At 51.8% G+C, this 15359-nt stretch carries 16 protein-coding genes, 2 tRNA genes and 1 pseudogene; 14 read left to right on the forward strand and 5 right to left on the reverse strand.

All coding sequences use genetic code 11. The annotated features are described in order from the left end of the window. The first annotated feature begins 8 nt into the window (after positions 1–8). The 5 genes from BD01_RS05685 to BD01_RS05705 are packed head-to-tail and all read left to right on the forward strand — an operon-like array spanning position 9 to position 5656. Positions 9–3326, forward strand: coding sequence for a type I restriction endonuclease subunit R (locus BD01_RS05685; protein ID WP_051482168.1), 3318 nt, complete (start codon positions 9–11; stop codon positions 3324–3326). Then, a complete protein-coding gene (locus tag BD01_RS05690) occupies positions 3307–3624 on the forward strand; it encodes a M48 metallopeptidase family protein (protein ID WP_051482169.1) in 318 nt (105 codons plus the stop codon). The genes BD01_RS05685 and BD01_RS05690 overlap by 20 nt, the downstream gene beginning before the upstream one ends. Positions 3625–3633: 9 nt before the next feature. Beyond that, positions 3634–4182 (forward strand): hypothetical protein, encoded by a 549-nt coding sequence (locus BD01_RS05695; RefSeq protein ID WP_042690903.1) that lies wholly within the window; start codon positions 3634–3636, stop codon positions 4180–4182. Beyond that, on the forward strand, positions 4133–5209 hold the full coding sequence (locus BD01_RS05700) for a transglutaminase domain-containing protein (RefSeq protein WP_042690905.1): 1077 nt from the start codon (positions 4133–4135) through the stop codon (positions 5207–5209). Before BD01_RS05695 ends, BD01_RS05700 begins: the two co-directional genes overlap by 50 nt. A gap of 15 nt (positions 5210–5224) precedes the next feature. Continuing rightward, a complete protein-coding gene (locus BD01_RS05705; protein ID WP_042690906.1) occupies positions 5225–5656 on the forward strand; it encodes an EVE domain-containing protein in 432 nt (143 codons plus the stop codon). Between the two features lie 40 nt (positions 5657–5696). Here the strand turns inward: BD01_RS05705 and BD01_RS05710 are convergent, their stop codons facing one another. Then, positions 5697–5969, reverse strand: a complete 273-nt coding sequence (locus tag BD01_RS05710; RefSeq protein ID WP_042690907.1) for a hypothetical protein — start codon at positions 5967–5969, stop codon at positions 5697–5699. A gap of 142 nt (positions 5970–6111) precedes the next feature. Next, positions 6112–6516 carry a hypothetical protein gene (locus tag BD01_RS05715; protein WP_042690909.1) on the reverse strand — a complete coding sequence of 135 codons (405 nt, stop codon included), beginning with the start codon at positions 6514–6516 and terminating at the stop codon, positions 6112–6114. Positions 6517–7168: 652 nt separating this feature from the next. Here BD01_RS05715 and BD01_RS05720 point away from each other — a divergent pair. Together BD01_RS05720 and BD01_RS11475 are read left to right on the forward strand one after the other, a co-directional pair. Then, positions 7169–7558 carry a hypothetical protein gene (locus BD01_RS05720; RefSeq protein WP_042690910.1) on the forward strand — a complete coding sequence of 130 codons (390 nt, stop codon included), beginning with the start codon at positions 7169–7171 and terminating at the stop codon, positions 7556–7558. Positions 7559–7665: 107 nt separating this feature from the next. Then, positions 7666–7815, forward strand: a pseudogene (locus BD01_RS11475) (type II toxin-antitoxin system CcdA family antitoxin); the annotation flags it as partial. A gap of 37 nt (positions 7816–7852) precedes the next feature. On the opposite strand, the gene BD01_RS05725 reads toward BD01_RS11475, so the two are convergent. Then, positions 7853–7929: transfer RNA gene (locus BD01_RS05725), tRNA-His, on the reverse strand. 142 nt (positions 7930–8071) lie between these two features. Here BD01_RS05725 and taw3 point away from each other — a divergent pair. Genes taw3 through BD01_RS05740 form a run of 3 tightly spaced genes read left to right on the forward strand, consistent with a single transcriptional unit; the run spans position 8072 to position 9355 of the window. After that, positions 8072–8695 (forward strand): tRNA(Phe) 7-((3-amino-3-carboxypropyl)-4-demethylwyosine(37)-N(4))-methyltransferase Taw3, encoded by a 624-nt coding sequence (taw3, locus tag BD01_RS05730; protein WP_042690911.1) that lies wholly within the window; start codon positions 8072–8074, stop codon positions 8693–8695. 40 nt (positions 8696–8735) lie between these two features. Next, a complete protein-coding gene (mntA, locus tag BD01_RS05735) occupies positions 8736–9029 on the forward strand; it encodes a type VII toxin-antitoxin system antitoxin protein adenylyltransferase MntA (RefSeq protein WP_042690912.1) in 294 nt (97 codons plus the stop codon). Further along, complete coding sequence (locus BD01_RS05740; RefSeq protein ID WP_042690913.1) at positions 9026–9355, forward strand: HepT-like ribonuclease domain-containing protein; 330 nt, start codon at positions 9026–9028, stop codon at positions 9353–9355. The genes mntA and BD01_RS05740 overlap by 4 nt, the downstream gene beginning before the upstream one ends. Positions 9356–9361: 6 nt before the next feature. Here the strand turns inward: BD01_RS05740 and BD01_RS05745 are convergent, their stop codons facing one another. Beyond that, positions 9362–10111 carry a lipoate--protein ligase family protein gene (locus tag BD01_RS05745; RefSeq protein WP_042690914.1) on the reverse strand — a complete coding sequence of 250 codons (750 nt, stop codon included), beginning with the start codon at positions 10109–10111 and terminating at the stop codon, positions 9362–9364. A gap of 155 nt (positions 10112–10266) precedes the next feature. On the opposite strand from BD01_RS05745, the gene BD01_RS05750 reads away from it, so the two are divergent. The 4 genes from BD01_RS05750 to BD01_RS05765 all read left to right on the forward strand — a co-directional run bounded on the left by BD01_RS05750 (position 10267) and on the right by BD01_RS05765 (position 13394). Continuing rightward, positions 10267–10344, forward strand: a tRNA-Ala gene (locus BD01_RS05750). A 46-nt stretch (positions 10345–10390) separates the two neighbouring features. Continuing rightward, positions 10391–10942: a hypothetical protein gene (locus tag BD01_RS05755; protein WP_042690915.1), complete on the forward strand. Its 552-nt coding sequence runs from the start codon at positions 10391–10393 to the stop codon at positions 10940–10942. Then, a complete protein-coding gene (locus BD01_RS05760; RefSeq protein WP_042690916.1) occupies positions 10929–12038 on the forward strand; it encodes a M20 family metallopeptidase in 1110 nt (369 codons plus the stop codon). Before BD01_RS05755 ends, BD01_RS05760 begins: the two co-directional genes overlap by 14 nt. Positions 12039–12128: 90 nt before the next feature. Further along, a complete protein-coding gene (locus tag BD01_RS05765) occupies positions 12129–13394 on the forward strand; it encodes a phosphoadenosine phosphosulfate reductase domain-containing protein (RefSeq protein WP_042690917.1) in 1266 nt (421 codons plus the stop codon). On the opposite strand, the gene BD01_RS05770 is transcribed toward BD01_RS05765, so the two are convergent. Beyond that, positions 13391–15319, reverse strand: coding sequence for a S16 family serine protease (locus BD01_RS05770; protein ID WP_042690919.1), 1929 nt, complete (start codon positions 15317–15319; stop codon positions 13391–13393). The two genes, BD01_RS05765 and BD01_RS05770, sit on opposite strands and share 4 nt — an antisense overlap. Positions 15320–15359 lie beyond the last annotated feature (40 nt).

Genomic DNA, 15359 nt, shown 5'->3' on the forward strand with positions numbered 1-15359 from the left:
GAGAGAGTATGGCCATGAAGCCCGAGTCTGTGGTTCATAAGGAGATTGCCGACGGTCTTCTGAAAATCGGCTGGGAAAACGGCAACGAAAAGTTTGGAATCGAGGAGCACAGACTTCTGACCAACGTTGAGAGGCTAACCCTTCTTGGCGACGTGATTATATGGGACGTTCTGGAGAGAAAAATTAAGGAGCTTAACAGGTCATTCTTTGTGAACCTCACCGATGAAGAAGAGGAGAAGGTTTGGGAAGAGATAAAGCTCAAGCTTGAGTCCTCTGACGAAGTTGAACTTCTTGAGGCCCTAAAGTATGGCCTCCACTTAACTGCCCTCGGGAAATACGACCGGATTAAACTCATCGACTACGAGAATCCCGACAACAACGAATTCTTCTTTCTCCATGAGGCTAAGTACCCGGGCTCTCCTGACAACATAAAGCCTGACTTCAGCCTGTTCATCAACGGTATCCCCGTCGTCATAATCGAGGCCAAGGCCCAGGGAATAATCGAGCTCGATGAGATTGACTGGAGAAGATGGGCCCACGTCCACGGCACGGAAGAGGAAGCTTTAACTCAGATACGGAAATATGAGAAATATTCGCCAAGGCTCTTCCGCTTCGTCCAGTTCGCGGTCGCTTACGGGGATAAGCAGGTTTACACTCCCACGATGCCCGGGAAGCATTACGCTCCCGCCTTCGAGTGGAGGTACCCGAACGAGGACGTTTCGAACATCTTCGACCTCCTGGCCCCTGAAAGGCTTCTTGACGTCCTCCGATACTTCACGTTCTTCTTCAAGAGAAACGAGAAGGGCGCAAAGAGGATTAAGGTTATCACCCGTTGGAACCAGTATCGGGCGACGAAGAGGGCCATTGAAAGGATTACCAGTTACCTTTCCGGCAACGACGAGAAGAGCAACGGTTTAATCTGGCAGTGGCAGGGAAGCGGAAAGACTTTCATAATGTTCTTCATCGCCAACTGGTTCCTTAACAATTACAAGGACAGGAACCCCGTCGTTTTCTTCATTGTTGACAGGAACGACCTTGAGGAGCAACACTCGGGCGTTTTCCAATCCGTTGAGGACAGGGAGTTCTTAGAGCATTTTGATGTTATCGAGAGAATTAACGAGCTCAGGACGAGGATTGAGGAGATGATAAAGGCCGAGGACACTGGAAGGGTTATTCCCACAGGGCTTTACATCGCAAAGATTCAGAAGTTCCAGTACTCCAAGTTCAAGGACATGGTCAAGGTTCGGAAGGTTAAGGGGGAAGAGCGGTTCGAGGCAGAGAAGGCCGTCAGGAAGCGGGAGGTTCTCTTTCTCGTTGATGAGGCCCACAGAACCCAATACGGCCGGCTTGCCTCCGTCATGCGTGCCCTCTTCCCGAGGGCAATGTTCTTCGGCTTCACCGGAACGCCGATTTTCAAGAGGAGTAGGAACACCTTTTACGAGTTCGCTTACCCCAAGGAGGGTGAGTACTTCCTCGACGTTTACTTCATCAAGGACTCCATTAGGGACGGCTTTACCCTCGACATAACCCACGCCATCGTCGAAGAGGAAGACGTGAGACTCAAGATTGATGAGAACCGGCTGAGAGCCTTTATGGAGGCTTACGAGAACAACGACCCCGAGGATTTCGAAGCGTTCCTTCTGGGGAAGAGGAAGACCCTCAAAATGACGTCAAAGGAGTTGCTTGAGGAGCTGAGGAAGTCAAGGGTCTTCCTTGAGAGTCCCAAGGAGATTGAGCGCTTCGCCGAATACATCGCCAAGCGGATTTACGACGACACGATGGGCTTTCAGTTCAAGGCGATGGTTGTCGCCGTCAACAGAAAGGCCTGTGTGCACTTCAAAAAGGCCCTTGATAAGGCGTTTAGGAATTACTTCTGCTCGAAAATTGAAGAGCTTGAGAATGAAGGCAGACATGAGGTTGCCAAGCACTTCAGGGAGCTTTGCGAGAACGCTGAAAGGCTTTCCGAGGTTGTCATGACGTATCCTTACAACGAGGACGATGAGGACATCATTGAGTTCAAGCGGTGGCTCAAAACCAGGAGGGAGTTCCAGAACAAGAGTTACAATGAAATGAATAAGGTCATCGTGGACTGGTTCAGGGAGGAAGAGTATCCAAAGGTCCTCATCGTTACGGACATGCTTCTCACGGGCTTTGACGAGCCAAAGCTGAGGGTGATGTACCTTTACAAGCCGATTTTCGAGCACAGGCTCCTTCAGGCCGTTACGAGAGTGAACCGACCATACCCCGGCAAGGAAACGGGCCTTGTCGTTGATGCCGTTGGCCTCTGGAACGCGGTGATTAGGGTCAAGGGAATTTATGAGATGCTGGCCGAGCAGGATCCCAGGGTGCTCAAAGACTTTGAGAGAAACTTCGCCAGGAGCATCGAAGAGAAGGTGAAGGAGTTCGAGGACAAGCTTTCAGATATCAAAGAGGAACTTTCTGCGATTGGGATTGAAGTTGAATTGATAAAGGCACTCAGGAAGCAGGGGCGGTGGGAAGAGCTTGAGCGGGAAATTAACAGGGTGAGGGAAACCCTGGCCCCAATTGCACTGGCGTTCAAGGGCAATGACCCGCAAGCGGTCAGGCTCCTTAACGACCTCAGGGAAGTGGTTTCCCTTTACCGGTCCCTCGGTGCTCATCGGGCGAGATTAGCTTATCTTGAGGACATGATGGCAGTGGGAGCGGTGTATTCAACGTTCATACGGCTAATCGGATTCACTGGAAAGAAGAGCAGGTTCTGGGACGAGTTGCTTCGCTTTGTCCACGAGAACATGGAAGTTGGTCCAATGAGGGAAATCCTCCAGATTAAACTGGGGGAGCTCTCTGGAACAGGTTCTTCGTTTGATACTGTGGCTCGGTTTTACAAGCTGTATTACCGGGCCGAGGACAACTCTCACGACCCGGTGTACAAGGCCATTCTTGAGCGCTTGAACAAGCTCCTTGAGCAGTGGCTCAACAGGAACATTGACCTGAAGACTCTTGCAAAGGAAATAAAGGCCCTTGAGAGCCAGGCAGATGAGTACGATAAAAAGAGAACCGAGAGGGGATGGAAAGAGTCCTTGGTCGAATCGGTCAGGTTTTATCTTGCCAAATACATGGGACTGGAAAACGTTGAGCTGAAGAAATTCCAGAGGGAGCTAAAACGGCTCAAGCGGTTCACAAAGGGAACGAGTAAGAAGCTTTCTGGGGCTCTTATTCAGGATATTATGAGTTCGATTGAAGCGGATGACAATGAAACGTACCGCAGGATTTCAAGGGAGATTGACAGGTTGATGGAGGACTCAATAATTCCAGCGGTGCGGAGGTATGCTGGAGGACGTTCTTGAGAGAGCCAAAGAACTCACCAAATATCAGGGAGAATTCAGGGTTAAGGTCAGGCCCCTCAAGACATCGATTGCGAGGGTCTCGTTCAGGCACGGCACGATTACTGTTGACCCGTCTGTGCTTAATCTAAGTGAGGAAGAGATACTTTACATCTTAGTTCACGAGCTTGCTCACCTGAAGGCTGGGACTGTTTACCATTCTTCCCTCTTTTGGGAGGTGGTCTCCCAGGTGTTTCCGAAGGAAATTGCAGTGGAAATGGAGGACAGGATTATCCTGAAGCTTAGAAAGAAGCTGGTGTGAGGTGATTGGATGGGACAGAGGAGGATATTCGTAATTCTCCTGCTTTTAACGTTCCTAACTCCTCTGGTTTTTTCTGGGAATTTCCAGTCGACTTCGCCTCAGCAGGCTGTTCAAGATTCCGACGAACTTGCAAAGTGCGAGCAGAACCTCTCGATTCTGAGACAACAGCTTCAGGAGCTTAATCAGACCTTGGAGAACGTTACCAGGGAGAGGGATTATTACAAGACCCGGTACGAGAACATGACCGTGAACGTTACGAACCTTGAATTGATTGAGATTAAGCAGAATATAACCATTCTCAACCAGCAGATACAACAGTTGAACGTCTCAATTTCAATGCTCGAACGCAAGACCGAAAACATCCTCGTTAAAATGTGGTATCTGGAACTTGGGGTTGGAGCACTTGTTAGTGTGACCATTGTTGAGACCGTCATTAAGATTGCAAAAGAATACAAAAAGAGGAAAGAGAAGAAAAATGAAAAGCTAAAAGTAGGCCCGGGTGAGGAAAATGCCCCTAATAAAGAAAACAAAGAGGGAGAAAGCGGTAAAGGGGAGTAAATCCATCAGGGGCATACTTGTTAGGTGGCTTATCCTTAGCCTTCTGCTCGTTGTTGGATTAAGTTTAGTCCTCTTCGTGGTTCCTGGGGCGTACGAGGTTGTTAGGGGCGATGAAATTACACGGCAAGTTCTGTCCCAGCTTGAAACGGAGGCAGATAACCCAAACCAGATGGCGATTAAGATACACAAGTGGGAGCAGGAGAATTTTCTCTCCCCTTACTCAATCAACCCAAAAGATTTGTCCTTCTTTGAGCAGGTTCTTGCCGGTTGGGGATTTTATGAGAACAAGGAAGGGGAGATACACCTTTTCCGTCCTGGGTTTGGCCTTTACTCGGTTCCTCCCCAGTGGGTGCTTCACTCAAAGCTTGCAAACTGCAAAGAATATGCAGAGGTCTTTGTTTATCTTATGAACAAAGCGGGATTCAAAGCGAGGGTTGTAAGGGCTCCTGGCGAGGACCACACTTGGGCCGAGTATTACATTGGAAGTTACAAAATTATTTTTGACCCGAGCAACCCCGTAAATCCGGTTATTGTGAACCCCAAGAGCTTTGGGGAGAGAAGACATTTTTCGTACGTTGAAGCTTACGACCTCCAGAATCCCAACCAACGTGAGGACGTTTCCGATGAGTACATCGAGAGGGGTATTCTTGTTGTCGAAGTCGTCAGGGATAACAGACCCGTTTCGGGTGCAACGGTTGAGGTTCTGAGTATGTATCTAATGGAGAGATATCCTGAAAGATACAAAAAGCCGAGACCAGTCATATCCAATAAGACACACGAAGATGGACTCGTTCAGTTCAAACTTGGGCCCAACAATTACACTCTTGTTGCCAAAAAGTGCTCTCTTCTCGTATGCTGGAAAGGGGAGGTCTCCGGAAACGTTAGCGTTGGTAAATCAACTCATGTACTTGTGGAGCTCCATGTTGATTATCTGAATACTGGTCTGAGAGGGGTTTTGGTGCTTGGGGTTCTCGGAGTGGTTTTGGTTAAGTTCCGCAAAAGATATTGGGGCAAACTTCCAAAGTGAAAGTGGTGACTCAAGATGAGGTACTGGCTCTGCATCACCAACCGCGACAATTGGGAAGTTGTGAAAACGAGGAATGTTTGGGGTGTGGCGAAGAGGCATAAAAACACCCTTGCCAAGGTTAAACCGGGCGACAGGCTCGTCTTTTACGTTAAGCAAGAGCGGAAGGACAAAGAAATTCTTGAGCCGAGGATTGTTGGCATCTTTGAAGTCGTGAGCGAGCCGTACACTGACCCGTCAAAGATATTCAAGAGCCCGCCACACCTCAATGAGACTTACCCACTTAGGGTTAAAATCAAGCCCGTGAAGCTCGGCGAGCTTGAGTTCAAGCCTCTTATTCCAAAGCTGAAGTTTATCACCAACAAGAAGCGCTGGAGTGGGCACTTGATGGGCAAGGCGATGAGGGAGATACCAGAGGAGGATTATAAGCTGATTGAGAATTCCCTTTGATGGGTTGATGAAAAATGTATTGAGAAAAATCTCATGAGCGCTAAATTTTTCCCTTCTCTTGGAGTTCTTCTAGGAATTCCCTCGGGGTTAGTATCTTAAGTCTGCAGACTTCGTTTCCATTCTCGTCTTCAATGATGACTTCCTTGGTTTTAGGGTCTCTCAGTGACAAGATATCGTTCCAATCTTGGGTTATTACGTACTCAACGCCTGCATCACAAGCGACTGACAGCACTTCGTTGTCTTCATAATCATCGCTAGCCTCAACCCAGACTTTCGGGTCGATTATCACAGACTTCTTTCGGTATACTTCCATAATTGCGTACGGCTTGTATCTTAGCAGTTCGCCGGTTTCACCGTAAGATTTGTTGGCGAGATACCTTTGAATGCGCTAACTGCTCAATTTAGCCGCAAGGCGTTCCAGCATCTGATTTGATGCAAAGTTTACAAGTCTGCCCTCAATCAGCAGTTGCATTATCCTTGCTGGTGCCGCGGTTGGTCCTCCTAACGCGGAGGACACGACGACGTTCAGGTCGGTTACTACCAGAACTAAGCTTGGCTTTAACTTCTCGCTCGACATCAGCTAACACCTCTCTAACCTCGTTCTCGCTGGGAGGTGATTCTGGCCCTAAGGCCATCATCTTTAGCAGGTCATCATCGGATACCGGGAGATTTATTGAGGCGAGTTCAAAGAGAGTCTTTTGAATTGCATAATTTATGAAGTCAGTTCTGCTTGAGAACACTCCAAGCTCGACCAGGGCCTCGATTTGCTCGTATGCGAACTCTGGGATTCTGACACTAATTAACTTGGTTTTGGGGCGGTTTTTATTGGTTTTTTGGGTTATCTTGATGGAATATGCCATATTAATCACCCTCCAAAAGGTGTTTCTCTTTCAATTCTCGACGAGTCTTATTTAACCCATGTTTTTGTATTACATTTGTGATACACAACTTAAAAATATTTTGGTCAAGTTGCCGTCAATTTTCCCTCGGATTGTGGGCGTTATTGTCTTTTGCTGACAATTCTGTGTAAGGCAAACACCTTACACCAGCACTCCAAGAGTACATCTCTGTACACTCATTTAACAAAGAGGCCTTCTGAGGACCCGTTTAATCCATTGTCGCGTTACAAACTGCCTGGTGTGGTCGCCCAAGAGTTATGGGAAAGCTCATTATCGCGCCCTTCAGGAGACTTTTTGTTTTTACATTGTTTTTCGGCCAATTCAAGCCCTCTCGTGCCTTCTTTTTGGAGTATGGTTTTGTGAATGTACAAGTTTATGCGTTGCCTTTTTTGCAACTCGCGCTTAAATGCAAAAATTAATGAAAACAGCTCTCGAAAAGAAGCTTTCTCCTGCCCCCCTTGTCTTCCACGAGTTTCCAAAAATGAAACTCGGAGGCGTTCGAGTTATCAAATCTGCTAACTCGTGCGAAATTTGGGTTTCTTAGTGACTCTGTGTGGTGATAAGGAGTTATGTTTAATTGCTCGTCCTGTGCGTGGGGCGTTGGTGGTCAGTGATGGAAGCTGTTGAAGTTGTATTAGCTGAAGTCTTTAGAAAGATTCAGGAACTGAACCTCGAAGAAGTCGATGGAAAGATTGTTGGGGCATTGGTTGAGCGTTTGGAAGACCTTGGCGCGCCGAGTGAGTTCTGGCAGGAGGTTTACTCTTTCATGCAAGGCGGTTATGATGGGCGTAAGTCCCTCATTGATGCACTGGACCTTTTCAAGTACCTCCTCGATGATTTTGTGAAGCAGGGGCTAATTGATGCGGAGACTGTTCTTAATTTGAGGATGTTCGTTGAGCGATTCAAGGACACATTGTTCCCGAGGAGTGAGAACTGTGTGAGGATGCCATCGGTGACTGCCTTGGAAACGTTTTTCGTCCTCGCTTATGGGAATGTTGAATGAGTTTTTTCTTCTTTTTTAGCCTTCAGTGTAAGGCACTGACCTTACACCGGTTTCTGCGTGCGAAATTTGTTTAAATCGGGATTCCTCACTCTTTTTGGTGCCAGGCTATGGGACTTGACACGGGTAATTACACGTGTATTTACACGGGTGATGTACAGAACCGTTCAAAGAAGCGGAATGTTACCGTGACAATCCGGGCTGATCTGGTGGAGTTTGCGAAGAGAGAAGGCATTAATATGTCGAAGTTGCTTGAAGAAGCTTTGAAAGCGTTTTATTCTGGAAAAGCGGTTCTTCTGGGGCCGGGGCCGGGATTTGAACCCGGGCTAGGGGATCCACAGTCCCCTGTGCTGACCAGGCTACACCACCCCGGCCACGTCCAGCTTAAGCTTTTGGGTTAGCTTTATAAAGTTTTCGTCAGATGGCGGGAGCAGAGGTGGCAAATCCCGTCTTCACCCGAGATTAAGGCGTGCGTGCAGTTAAACACCGATTGAAAACCTCACTGGGGGCTGAGGAATGAAGGCAAAGCGGGAAGCGCTGGTCAGCCTCTTCACGGCGATGAGAGAGGGCAAGGTTGACGAGGACATAATAGACCTCCTCCTGCTCATCAACTCCATCAGGGGAATCTACACGACGAGCTCGTGCTCGGGCAGGATTGGAATCATCGAGGAGCCAGCTTTGGGCGCCAAACCCCTGAGCAGGTGGCTGATTAAGGTTCACCGCGAGATGACGTTCCCCGAGGCAAAGAAGGCCCTTGAAAAGGCCAGGGAGGGCTTGATATTCCTCAAGAGCCAGCCCCCGATTTTCCACGTCGTAGCCGAGGACCTTGAGAAAGCGAAGAGGCTCCACGAGCTCGGCCTCGCCAGCGGTTTCAAGTACACGACCTTCAAGGTAATCTCCAACCGCTACCTCGTCGAGATAAACGCCACCGAGTATCTAACCGCTCCACTTGGCAGGGATGGAAAAATCCTCGTAAGCGACGACTACCTGCGCTTCGCCCTCGAAATCGGCAACTCGATGTTGAGACGCTCGAAGGGCAGGCTTCCGAGGCTGATGAAGAACTTTGAAAAACTCCGCGAGGAGCTCGGTGAGGACGAGCTGTTCTACGAGCTGGCGGGGGAGTTTGGTGTGAGGTTCTGAACTGCGTAAACTTTATCCCTCCTTAATCAGACTCTCAACCATGAGGACATTGAAGGAGATTGAGGAAATTCTGAGGGCCCACAAGCGGGAGCTTGAAGAGCGCTTCGGCGTCCGTGAAATCGGCATATTCGGGTCGTACGTACGGGGGGAGGCAACCGAGGCGAGCGACGTGGACATTCTCGTGGATTTCTACGAGGTGCCATCCCTTCTGAAGTTCATCGAGCTTGAGGAGTACCTTGAGAGCCTTCTCGGGATTAGGGTAGACCTCGTCCTGAAATCCGCCCTCAAACCAAAGATTGCCGAAGGTGTGGGCAGGGAGGTCGTTTACGTATGAAGAGGACCCACGAGGATTATCTCAACGACATTGTAGAAGCGATAACCCTCATTGAAGAGTTTACTGAGGGAATGTCCTTTGAGGAGTTTCGGCTGGATAAAAAAACTCAGTTTGCCGTTATCCGTGCGTTGGAGGTTATTGGAGAGGCATCAAAAGCAATCCCGCCCGAATTTAAGGAACTGCACCCTGAAGTGCCCTGGAGGGAGATGGCACGAATGCGGGACAAGCTCATCCACGCGTATTTTGGCGTTGACCTTCGAGTTGTGTGGAGAACAATTAAAGAGGACATCCCTCGGTTGAGGGAGATTTTTAAGGGACTCCTTTAGCGTGTCTCACCTCATCTCGTTCCACTCTGGATTTCCGTAGCGCTTCTCGATGAGCTCCTCGGCAAGCTCAAGCTCGTAATCCGTCAGCTCGCCCTCCTCTAGCTCGAAAGCGCTGAAAAAGCTCTCCCTCAACAGCTCGTAGGCCTCCCAGCGGTTCAGCTTTATTCCCTCGCGCTCCAGGGTTGTAACGCGCTCCCAGATGCTCGAAACGCCCTTGTCAGCGAGCTTCGCCTTGGAAGCCCTCAGGACTTTTCCGAGGATTTCAACGCGCGTCGCGTACATGAACGTCCCGTGCTGAAGGATTACCCCCTTCCTCCTCGTCTGTGCCGAACCGCTTATCTTCTTCCCGTTGGCAACGATGTCGTTTAGGCCAGAGAAGCCAGCCTTAAGCCCGAGGTCGTTGAGGGCATCTACAAGCGGGCCCGCCAGATAGCGGTAGCTCGTCTCGACGTTCCTCAACGCTGGATGAAGGTCTTCACCAACGACGACTGAATAGGTTATCTCGCCGAACTCGTCGTGGAAAACGCTTCCTCCGCCGGTTATCCTGCGCACGACGGGAATGCCGAGCCTCCTGGCCTCTTCAAGGTTGACGTCGTGGACGACGCTCTGGAAGCGGCCTATCGTCACCGAACTCGGTGAGAAGGCGTACAGCCTCACCGTGTCGGGAACCTTCCCCTCGATTCTGGCAATCATTATCGCCTCATCTATTGCCATCTGAACCTCCGGTTTGGCAACGATGAGCGGGATGAAGCGCATAGCGACCACCAGGGTTAAAAGGTTCCATGAGCTTTTAAGCCCAGCGATGATGACGCCCAAGCCCTCCTGAGGGAGTGATGAGAGCGGTCACCACTGAGCACATGGCATATACCAAAACTTTTTAAAACCCCGGGCACTCCACTATAACCGGGAGTGGGCCGGTAGCTCAGCCTGGTACGAGCGCCGCCCTCGCAAGGCGGAGGCCGCGGGTTCAAATCCCGCCCGGTCCACCAACAAAACGTTTTTACGCACCTTTTCCAACTCCATTAAGGTGGTGCCATGGGCTCCCTTGAGGGGTTCTTTGAGTCCAGAGACACAACAGAGTTGCTCGAGCTCGTGTCCAAACTTCCCCCAGAGGACGTTTTAGGGTACCTTCTTTCGACGTCCAAACGTGTTCTCGCAGTTTATGCCACGATGAGGGATTCACTTCCCCGGGGTTACGGTAGAGTGAAGTTCTCACGCTTCGTTGAGGCAAAGGGGCGGCAGGTGGAGGAGCTCTGCAGAATCGCACTCAAGCTGTATCCTCAGGCGCTTTCTTCCGAGACCTCCGGTGAGGATGTTAAGGTCTCCCTCTCCACGGTCGGAGATTACCTCGACGTCCTCAGGGAGGCGGTAAAGCTTGAGGAGCTCCAGCTTCGAGCCGCCAGGTATCTGGCCGGAAAGGTCGGGGACTCTGATATGAGGGCAATACTTGAGGACCTTTCAGCCGAAATCGAAGAGAACATATCGCTTCTCAAGAAAGAGCTGGAGAGGGCAGAAAACTTTGATAGAAAGGCCAAGTTCTCCGATTTCGTTAAGGAGCTGGTTGGTGATAGGGATGGACGAGTTTGAACTCCTTAAAAAGCTCGTTGCCATTGAGTCTCCCTTCGGCAGGGAAGGGGAAATTTCACGCTTCATAGCGTCCCTGCTGGAAGAACACGGTTTTGAGGTCGAAACACTTCCCGTTGAGGGCTTTGGCGACGACGTGCTGGCATATCTCCCCGGCAGGGGCCTAACGGTCGTGCTCAACGGCCACATGGATACGGTAAACCTCTCGCCGGGCTGGACGAGGAATCCGAAGGGAGAGCTCGACGGCGACCGCTTCTACGGCCTTGGAAGCGCGGACATGAAAGCCGGATTGGCCGTTCTGCTGAGCCTCTTCGTAGAGATGGGTGAGCTTTCAAAGCGGGAGAGGCCGAACCTAATCTTTACAGCGGTGAGCGACGAGGAAGGTTACTCGCGCGGAACCTGGGAGCTGATAAAGAGCGGAAAGCTCGAGAATGCAGATTTGGTTCTCGTGGCGGAGCCGACGCGTGAGAGGCTGATGCTCGGCGCGAGGGGTCGCTTCGTAATCACCGTTAGGGCCAAAGGAAAGAAGGCCCACGCCGCAAGGCCGGGGCTGGGAATAAACGCCATCGAGGAGCTGGCAAAGTTAGTTTCGAACCTTGGGCGGATAAAGACGAAGAGCCACATAAAGCTCGGCAGGGGCTCGTACTGCACGCTCTATATGAAGGGCGAAGCCGACGGCCTGAGCGTCCCGGACTACGCGGAGGCGATAATTGACAGGCACACCGTCATAGGGGAGGACTGGGAGCGCGTTGAGGCCGAGCTGAGGAAGCTCGCGGACCGGGTTGGCGTTAAAGCTGAGCTCGAAATTGAGAAGTTCCCGAGGCCAACGCCGGACATGCTCCCCTACGTTGTGAGGGAGAACCTCCACGAGGTCCGGCTGTTTAAGAGGGCGTATTTCTCTGTAACGGGCCTCGACCCGGAGGTGACCTACGGCAGGAGCGTCGGCGACTTCAACTACTTCGCGACCTACCTCGGCAAGCCAACCTTCGTCTTCGGGCCGGAGGGAGGCAACTGGCACGCAAGCGACGAGTGGGTGAGCGTTTCGTCGATGAGAAGGGTGAAGGAAGTTTACAGGGCCTTCCTTGCGTCGCTGGTGTAGCCTCGGAAAAGCCGGTCTCATCACCGCTCAGGGCAGGGAGTTTTCCTCATCGGCGCGAAGACTTTTAAGCTTCCCCTTTTAACCCCTTCCATGTTCGCGCTCATAGCGAGGGCAAGGAAGGACGCGAAGGCCCTAAGCTACATAAACGAGAGAAACTACGGGGGCTTCCTGAGGGTTGAGAGCCTCGGCGGGGGCAGAACCAAGGAGGAAGTCCTTGAGAACCTTGAGAGAATTCTTGAGGGGCCATACATTCCGGTTCTCCTCCTCGGCGAGAAAGAGAAAGACCTCATGGAGGAGCTTTTGCCGGTTCTGAGGGATTCAGGAAAGCCCTTCTACGCGAGGGTTCTGAGGACGAAGCGCGTTAGAAACATGCGCGTTGACGAGCTCTACTCCCACATCGAGGAGATAAAGGCCCGCTTTCGCCTCGGCATCGAGTGGAAGGGAACCTACGCCCTCAACCCCGAGAATCCCTTCGGTCTCGAAATTAACCCTGACTACGACGTTTACCTCGCCCTTGGCGACGGCTTCAGAAAAGCTATGATTTCGCTCCTCGACGTCGAGCTCGGCGAGAACTCGCTCGTCCTGAGGAAGACTATGAACCAGGAAATTTACTTCTCCGGCCCGAACAAGGTGGCAGAGATTAGCAAGAAGCTCGGCTTTCCGACTGAAGTCCTCTGGAAGTGCCCCTGCACCGAGGACGTCTCGCTCGACTCGCTCATTTCCGCCAACAGGGAATACATAGAGGCCTTTGCCAGCGCATCGAAGGCTTTTCTCAGGGCCTTTGAAGACTACGACATCGTCGTTCCCTGGAGCGGGGGAAAGGACTCGACGGCCACACTTATTTTAGCGAAAGAGGTCTTCGACGAGGTTACCGCTGTCTACGTCAGGATGGAGTACGAGATGCCCGGAACGGACGAATACGTTGAAGAACTCGCGAAAAGGCTCGGCGTTAAGCTCGTCCGCGTCGACGTCCCGATGCCCATCGAGGAGTACGGCATGCCGACCCATCGGAACCGCTGGTGCACGAGAAAGAAGGTTGAGGCCCTCTATTCGGTCGTTTCGGAGTTTGAAAACCCGGTTCTCCTCGTCGGCGACAGAGATGGGGAGAGCGCGAGGAGAAGGCTCAAGCCACCGGTCGTTGAGAGAAAGACGGACTTCGGAAGAATCCTTGAGGTTATGCCGATAAAGTTCTGGAGCGGGTTCATGGTCCAGCTCTTCATACTCATGAGGGGCTTTAATCTTCACCCGCTCTACTACGAGGGCTTCTACCGGCTCGGCTGTACAATCTGTCCGAGCCTTGCCGAGTGGGAGGTCGAGCTGTTAAAGAAGAGGGGAGTGAAGGCCCTTCCGGGCTAAAGCTTCCTTCCAACCGCCAGACCGACGACGAAGGCAACTATCGCGAAGAGGCCGATGAGCCCGTAGTCTGCCTCGCCCGTTGCAGAGCCGGTGGAACTCTGGGCCGGGGAGCTGGTTGCAGTTGGGATGCTTACCTCGGGAACCGTTGAGTTTCCGGCTGGCACTTTCGGAACCGGATTGAGGGGCGTTGAAAGGAACAGGTTCGCGGTTTCCTTGGCGTACATGTAGAAGGTCATCGCAGTCTGGAGGTCGTCCGTGCTCTGGTTCTTCTTCGCGAGCTCTTCAAAGCTCTGGGCGAACTCGTAGTAGGCTATGGCAAGTATGGGGGTTATTCCCTTCTCCTCGGCGATGCCTATCGCGGCCTTGGCGTCGCCCTTGACCATGTTGAGTTTGTCCATCAGAACGGTCCAGTTGGTTATCGCGAGGGTGTCGAGGAAGACCTCACCCTGAACGCGCGCCTGCATGGCCGTGAACAGCGCCGCGGAGTACTTTCCGTCGTCATAGTACTGCTGGGCCTTCTCTATCGTGTCGGTGAGGCTGTTTCCGAGGACGTCGCCGTACATGGACTCGATGTAGGCGACGATTAGGTCGGACTCGTCTATGTAGTCTCTCGCCGTGGCTTTGATTAGGTCTTTCTTGATGGGCTCGCCCTTGGCGAAGCGCTTTCCGAGGTCTGTCCACAGGATTGCGGTTTTTGCCCTTTCGTAGGCGTAGGCCGCCTTTCCTATTGCGTCCCAGTAGTCCCCCGAGTAGTAGGACTTCCACGCCTGGTCAAGGTTGCTCTTTGCGTCCTCTATCCTCTGTTCGGCCGCGGCAACTGCCTGGAGCATCGTGATTCCTCTAATGCTCTGGTTCTCGACGTAGGCTTCGGCGCTCTTGATTGTCTCGCTGGTGTTCTTCAGGAGCTCCTCAACGTCCTTTGGGGTGTTGGTCTGGAGGTACCAGTCAACGTGCCTTATCACTATCCTCGCCTGGAAGTCCTTGCTAAGGGCGGTGTAGTAGAGACCTTCGTCTATGTACCCCTTCGACTGGTTGAGCAATTGCCCAGCGTTGTTCAAAGCCGCGAGGAGCGTCATGTAGGTGTCGTAGCCGACGTTGCTTTCCTTCAGTTCCTTCATGACCCTCTGGTAGTAATCGGTTGTGTTCTTGTAGTCGCTCAGGGCGTCGTTTCTGAGGAAGGAGGTGTCAATCTGGACGTTCTGGGGGGCCTTCGGTTTCGGGAGCCTGTGTCCCGTGAAGTAGTATACCGCCTCGTAGATGTCCTTAACTTCCACCACTTTGAGCCCCCAGCGCTCCTCCGCGTACTTGACGACGTCAACTGGCTTGGTCTCGGTGTTTATCTCGATAACGCCGCCGATTTCCTTCTTCTGGGTTTCCTGGACGTACTGAATCCTCTGGCCTTCGGGAATCAGGAAGAGCTTTACCCCTGCCTGGTGAGCGGCGGCCGCCTTCTCAAGGATTCCGCCGACTGGACCGATACTGCCGTCCGGGTTAATCATTCCAGTCATCATGACGTTTGGGTTTACCTTCCAGCCCATCAGTGCCGCGATTATTCCGACGGTCATTGTTCCTCCAGCCGAAGGGCCGCCGATGATTGAGGTGTTCGCGCGAACCTGGATAAAAACGTCGTAGTGACTCATGTTGACTCCGAGAACCCTTCCTGCCACTTGAGTGGCCAATCTGGCGCTGGCCTGCATGTCGACCTGGGCCAATGGCCAGGTCTCTATGTAGACGTGTCCGCTTCCTGGAGTTACCGTAATCACGAACTCCGTGACGACACCGGTCAGCTCGCCGGTTGAGGTCTTGGCGACGGCTGGAGCGTGCATTATCACAGTGTGTCCCTCGCTTGGACACTGGGCCATCACTGGCGTCGCTAACGGAAGCAGAAGGAGTACTGCCAGAACTAAAACGACCGCTCTCTTCATCCTTTCACCCGTTTGGAGAATTAGAAAGGCCAAATAAAGC

Source organism: Thermococcus nautili (genome assembly GCF_000585495.1).
In the GTDB taxonomy this organism is placed as follows: Archaea; Methanobacteriota_B; Thermococci; order Thermococcales; family Thermococcaceae; genus Thermococcus; species Thermococcus nautili.

What these genes read in the sequence shown, in the direction of transcription:
- BD01_RS05685 (WP_051482168.1), top strand. Translation starts at nt 9, where the DNA reads ATGGCCATGAAGCCCGAGTCTGTGGTTCATAAGGAGATTGCCGACGGT.
- BD01_RS05690 (WP_051482169.1), top strand. Translation starts at nt 3,307, where the DNA reads ATGCTGGAGGACGTTCTTGAGAGAGCCAAAGAACTCACCAAATATCAG.
- BD01_RS05695 (WP_042690903.1), top strand. Translation starts at nt 3,634, where the DNA reads ATGGGACAGAGGAGGATATTCGTAATTCTCCTGCTTTTAACGTTCCTA.
- BD01_RS05700 (WP_042690905.1), top strand. Translation starts at nt 4,133, where the DNA reads ATGCCCCTAATAAAGAAAACAAAGAGGGAGAAAGCGGTAAAGGGGAGT.
- BD01_RS05705 (WP_042690906.1), top strand. Translation starts at nt 5,225, where the DNA reads ATGAGGTACTGGCTCTGCATCACCAACCGCGACAATTGGGAAGTTGTG.
- BD01_RS05710 (WP_042690907.1), bottom strand. Translation starts at nt 5,969, where the DNA reads ATGGAAGTATACCGAAAGAAGTCTGTGATAATCGACCCGAAAGTCTGG.
- BD01_RS05715 (WP_042690909.1), bottom strand. Translation starts at nt 6,516, where the DNA reads ATGGCATATTCCATCAAGATAACCCAAAAAACCAATAAAAACCGCCCC.
- BD01_RS05720 (WP_042690910.1), top strand. Translation starts at nt 7,169, where the DNA reads ATGGAAGCTGTTGAAGTTGTATTAGCTGAAGTCTTTAGAAAGATTCAG.
- taw3 (WP_042690911.1), top strand. Translation starts at nt 8,072, where the DNA reads ATGAAGGCAAAGCGGGAAGCGCTGGTCAGCCTCTTCACGGCGATGAGA.
- mntA (WP_042690912.1), top strand. Translation starts at nt 8,736, where the DNA reads ATGAGGACATTGAAGGAGATTGAGGAAATTCTGAGGGCCCACAAGCGG.
- BD01_RS05740 (WP_042690913.1), top strand. Translation starts at nt 9,026, where the DNA reads ATGAAGAGGACCCACGAGGATTATCTCAACGACATTGTAGAAGCGATA.
- BD01_RS05745 (WP_042690914.1), bottom strand. Translation starts at nt 10,111, where the DNA reads ATGCGCTTCATCCCGCTCATCGTTGCCAAACCGGAGGTTCAGATGGCA.
- BD01_RS05755 (WP_042690915.1), top strand. Translation starts at nt 10,391, where the DNA reads ATGGGCTCCCTTGAGGGGTTCTTTGAGTCCAGAGACACAACAGAGTTG.
- BD01_RS05760 (WP_042690916.1), top strand. Translation starts at nt 10,929, where the DNA reads ATGGACGAGTTTGAACTCCTTAAAAAGCTCGTTGCCATTGAGTCTCCC.
- BD01_RS05765 (WP_042690917.1), top strand. Translation starts at nt 12,129, where the DNA reads ATGTTCGCGCTCATAGCGAGGGCAAGGAAGGACGCGAAGGCCCTAAGC.
- BD01_RS05770 (WP_042690919.1), bottom strand. Translation starts at nt 15,319, where the DNA reads ATGAAGAGAGCGGTCGTTTTAGTTCTGGCAGTACTCCTTCTGCTTCCG.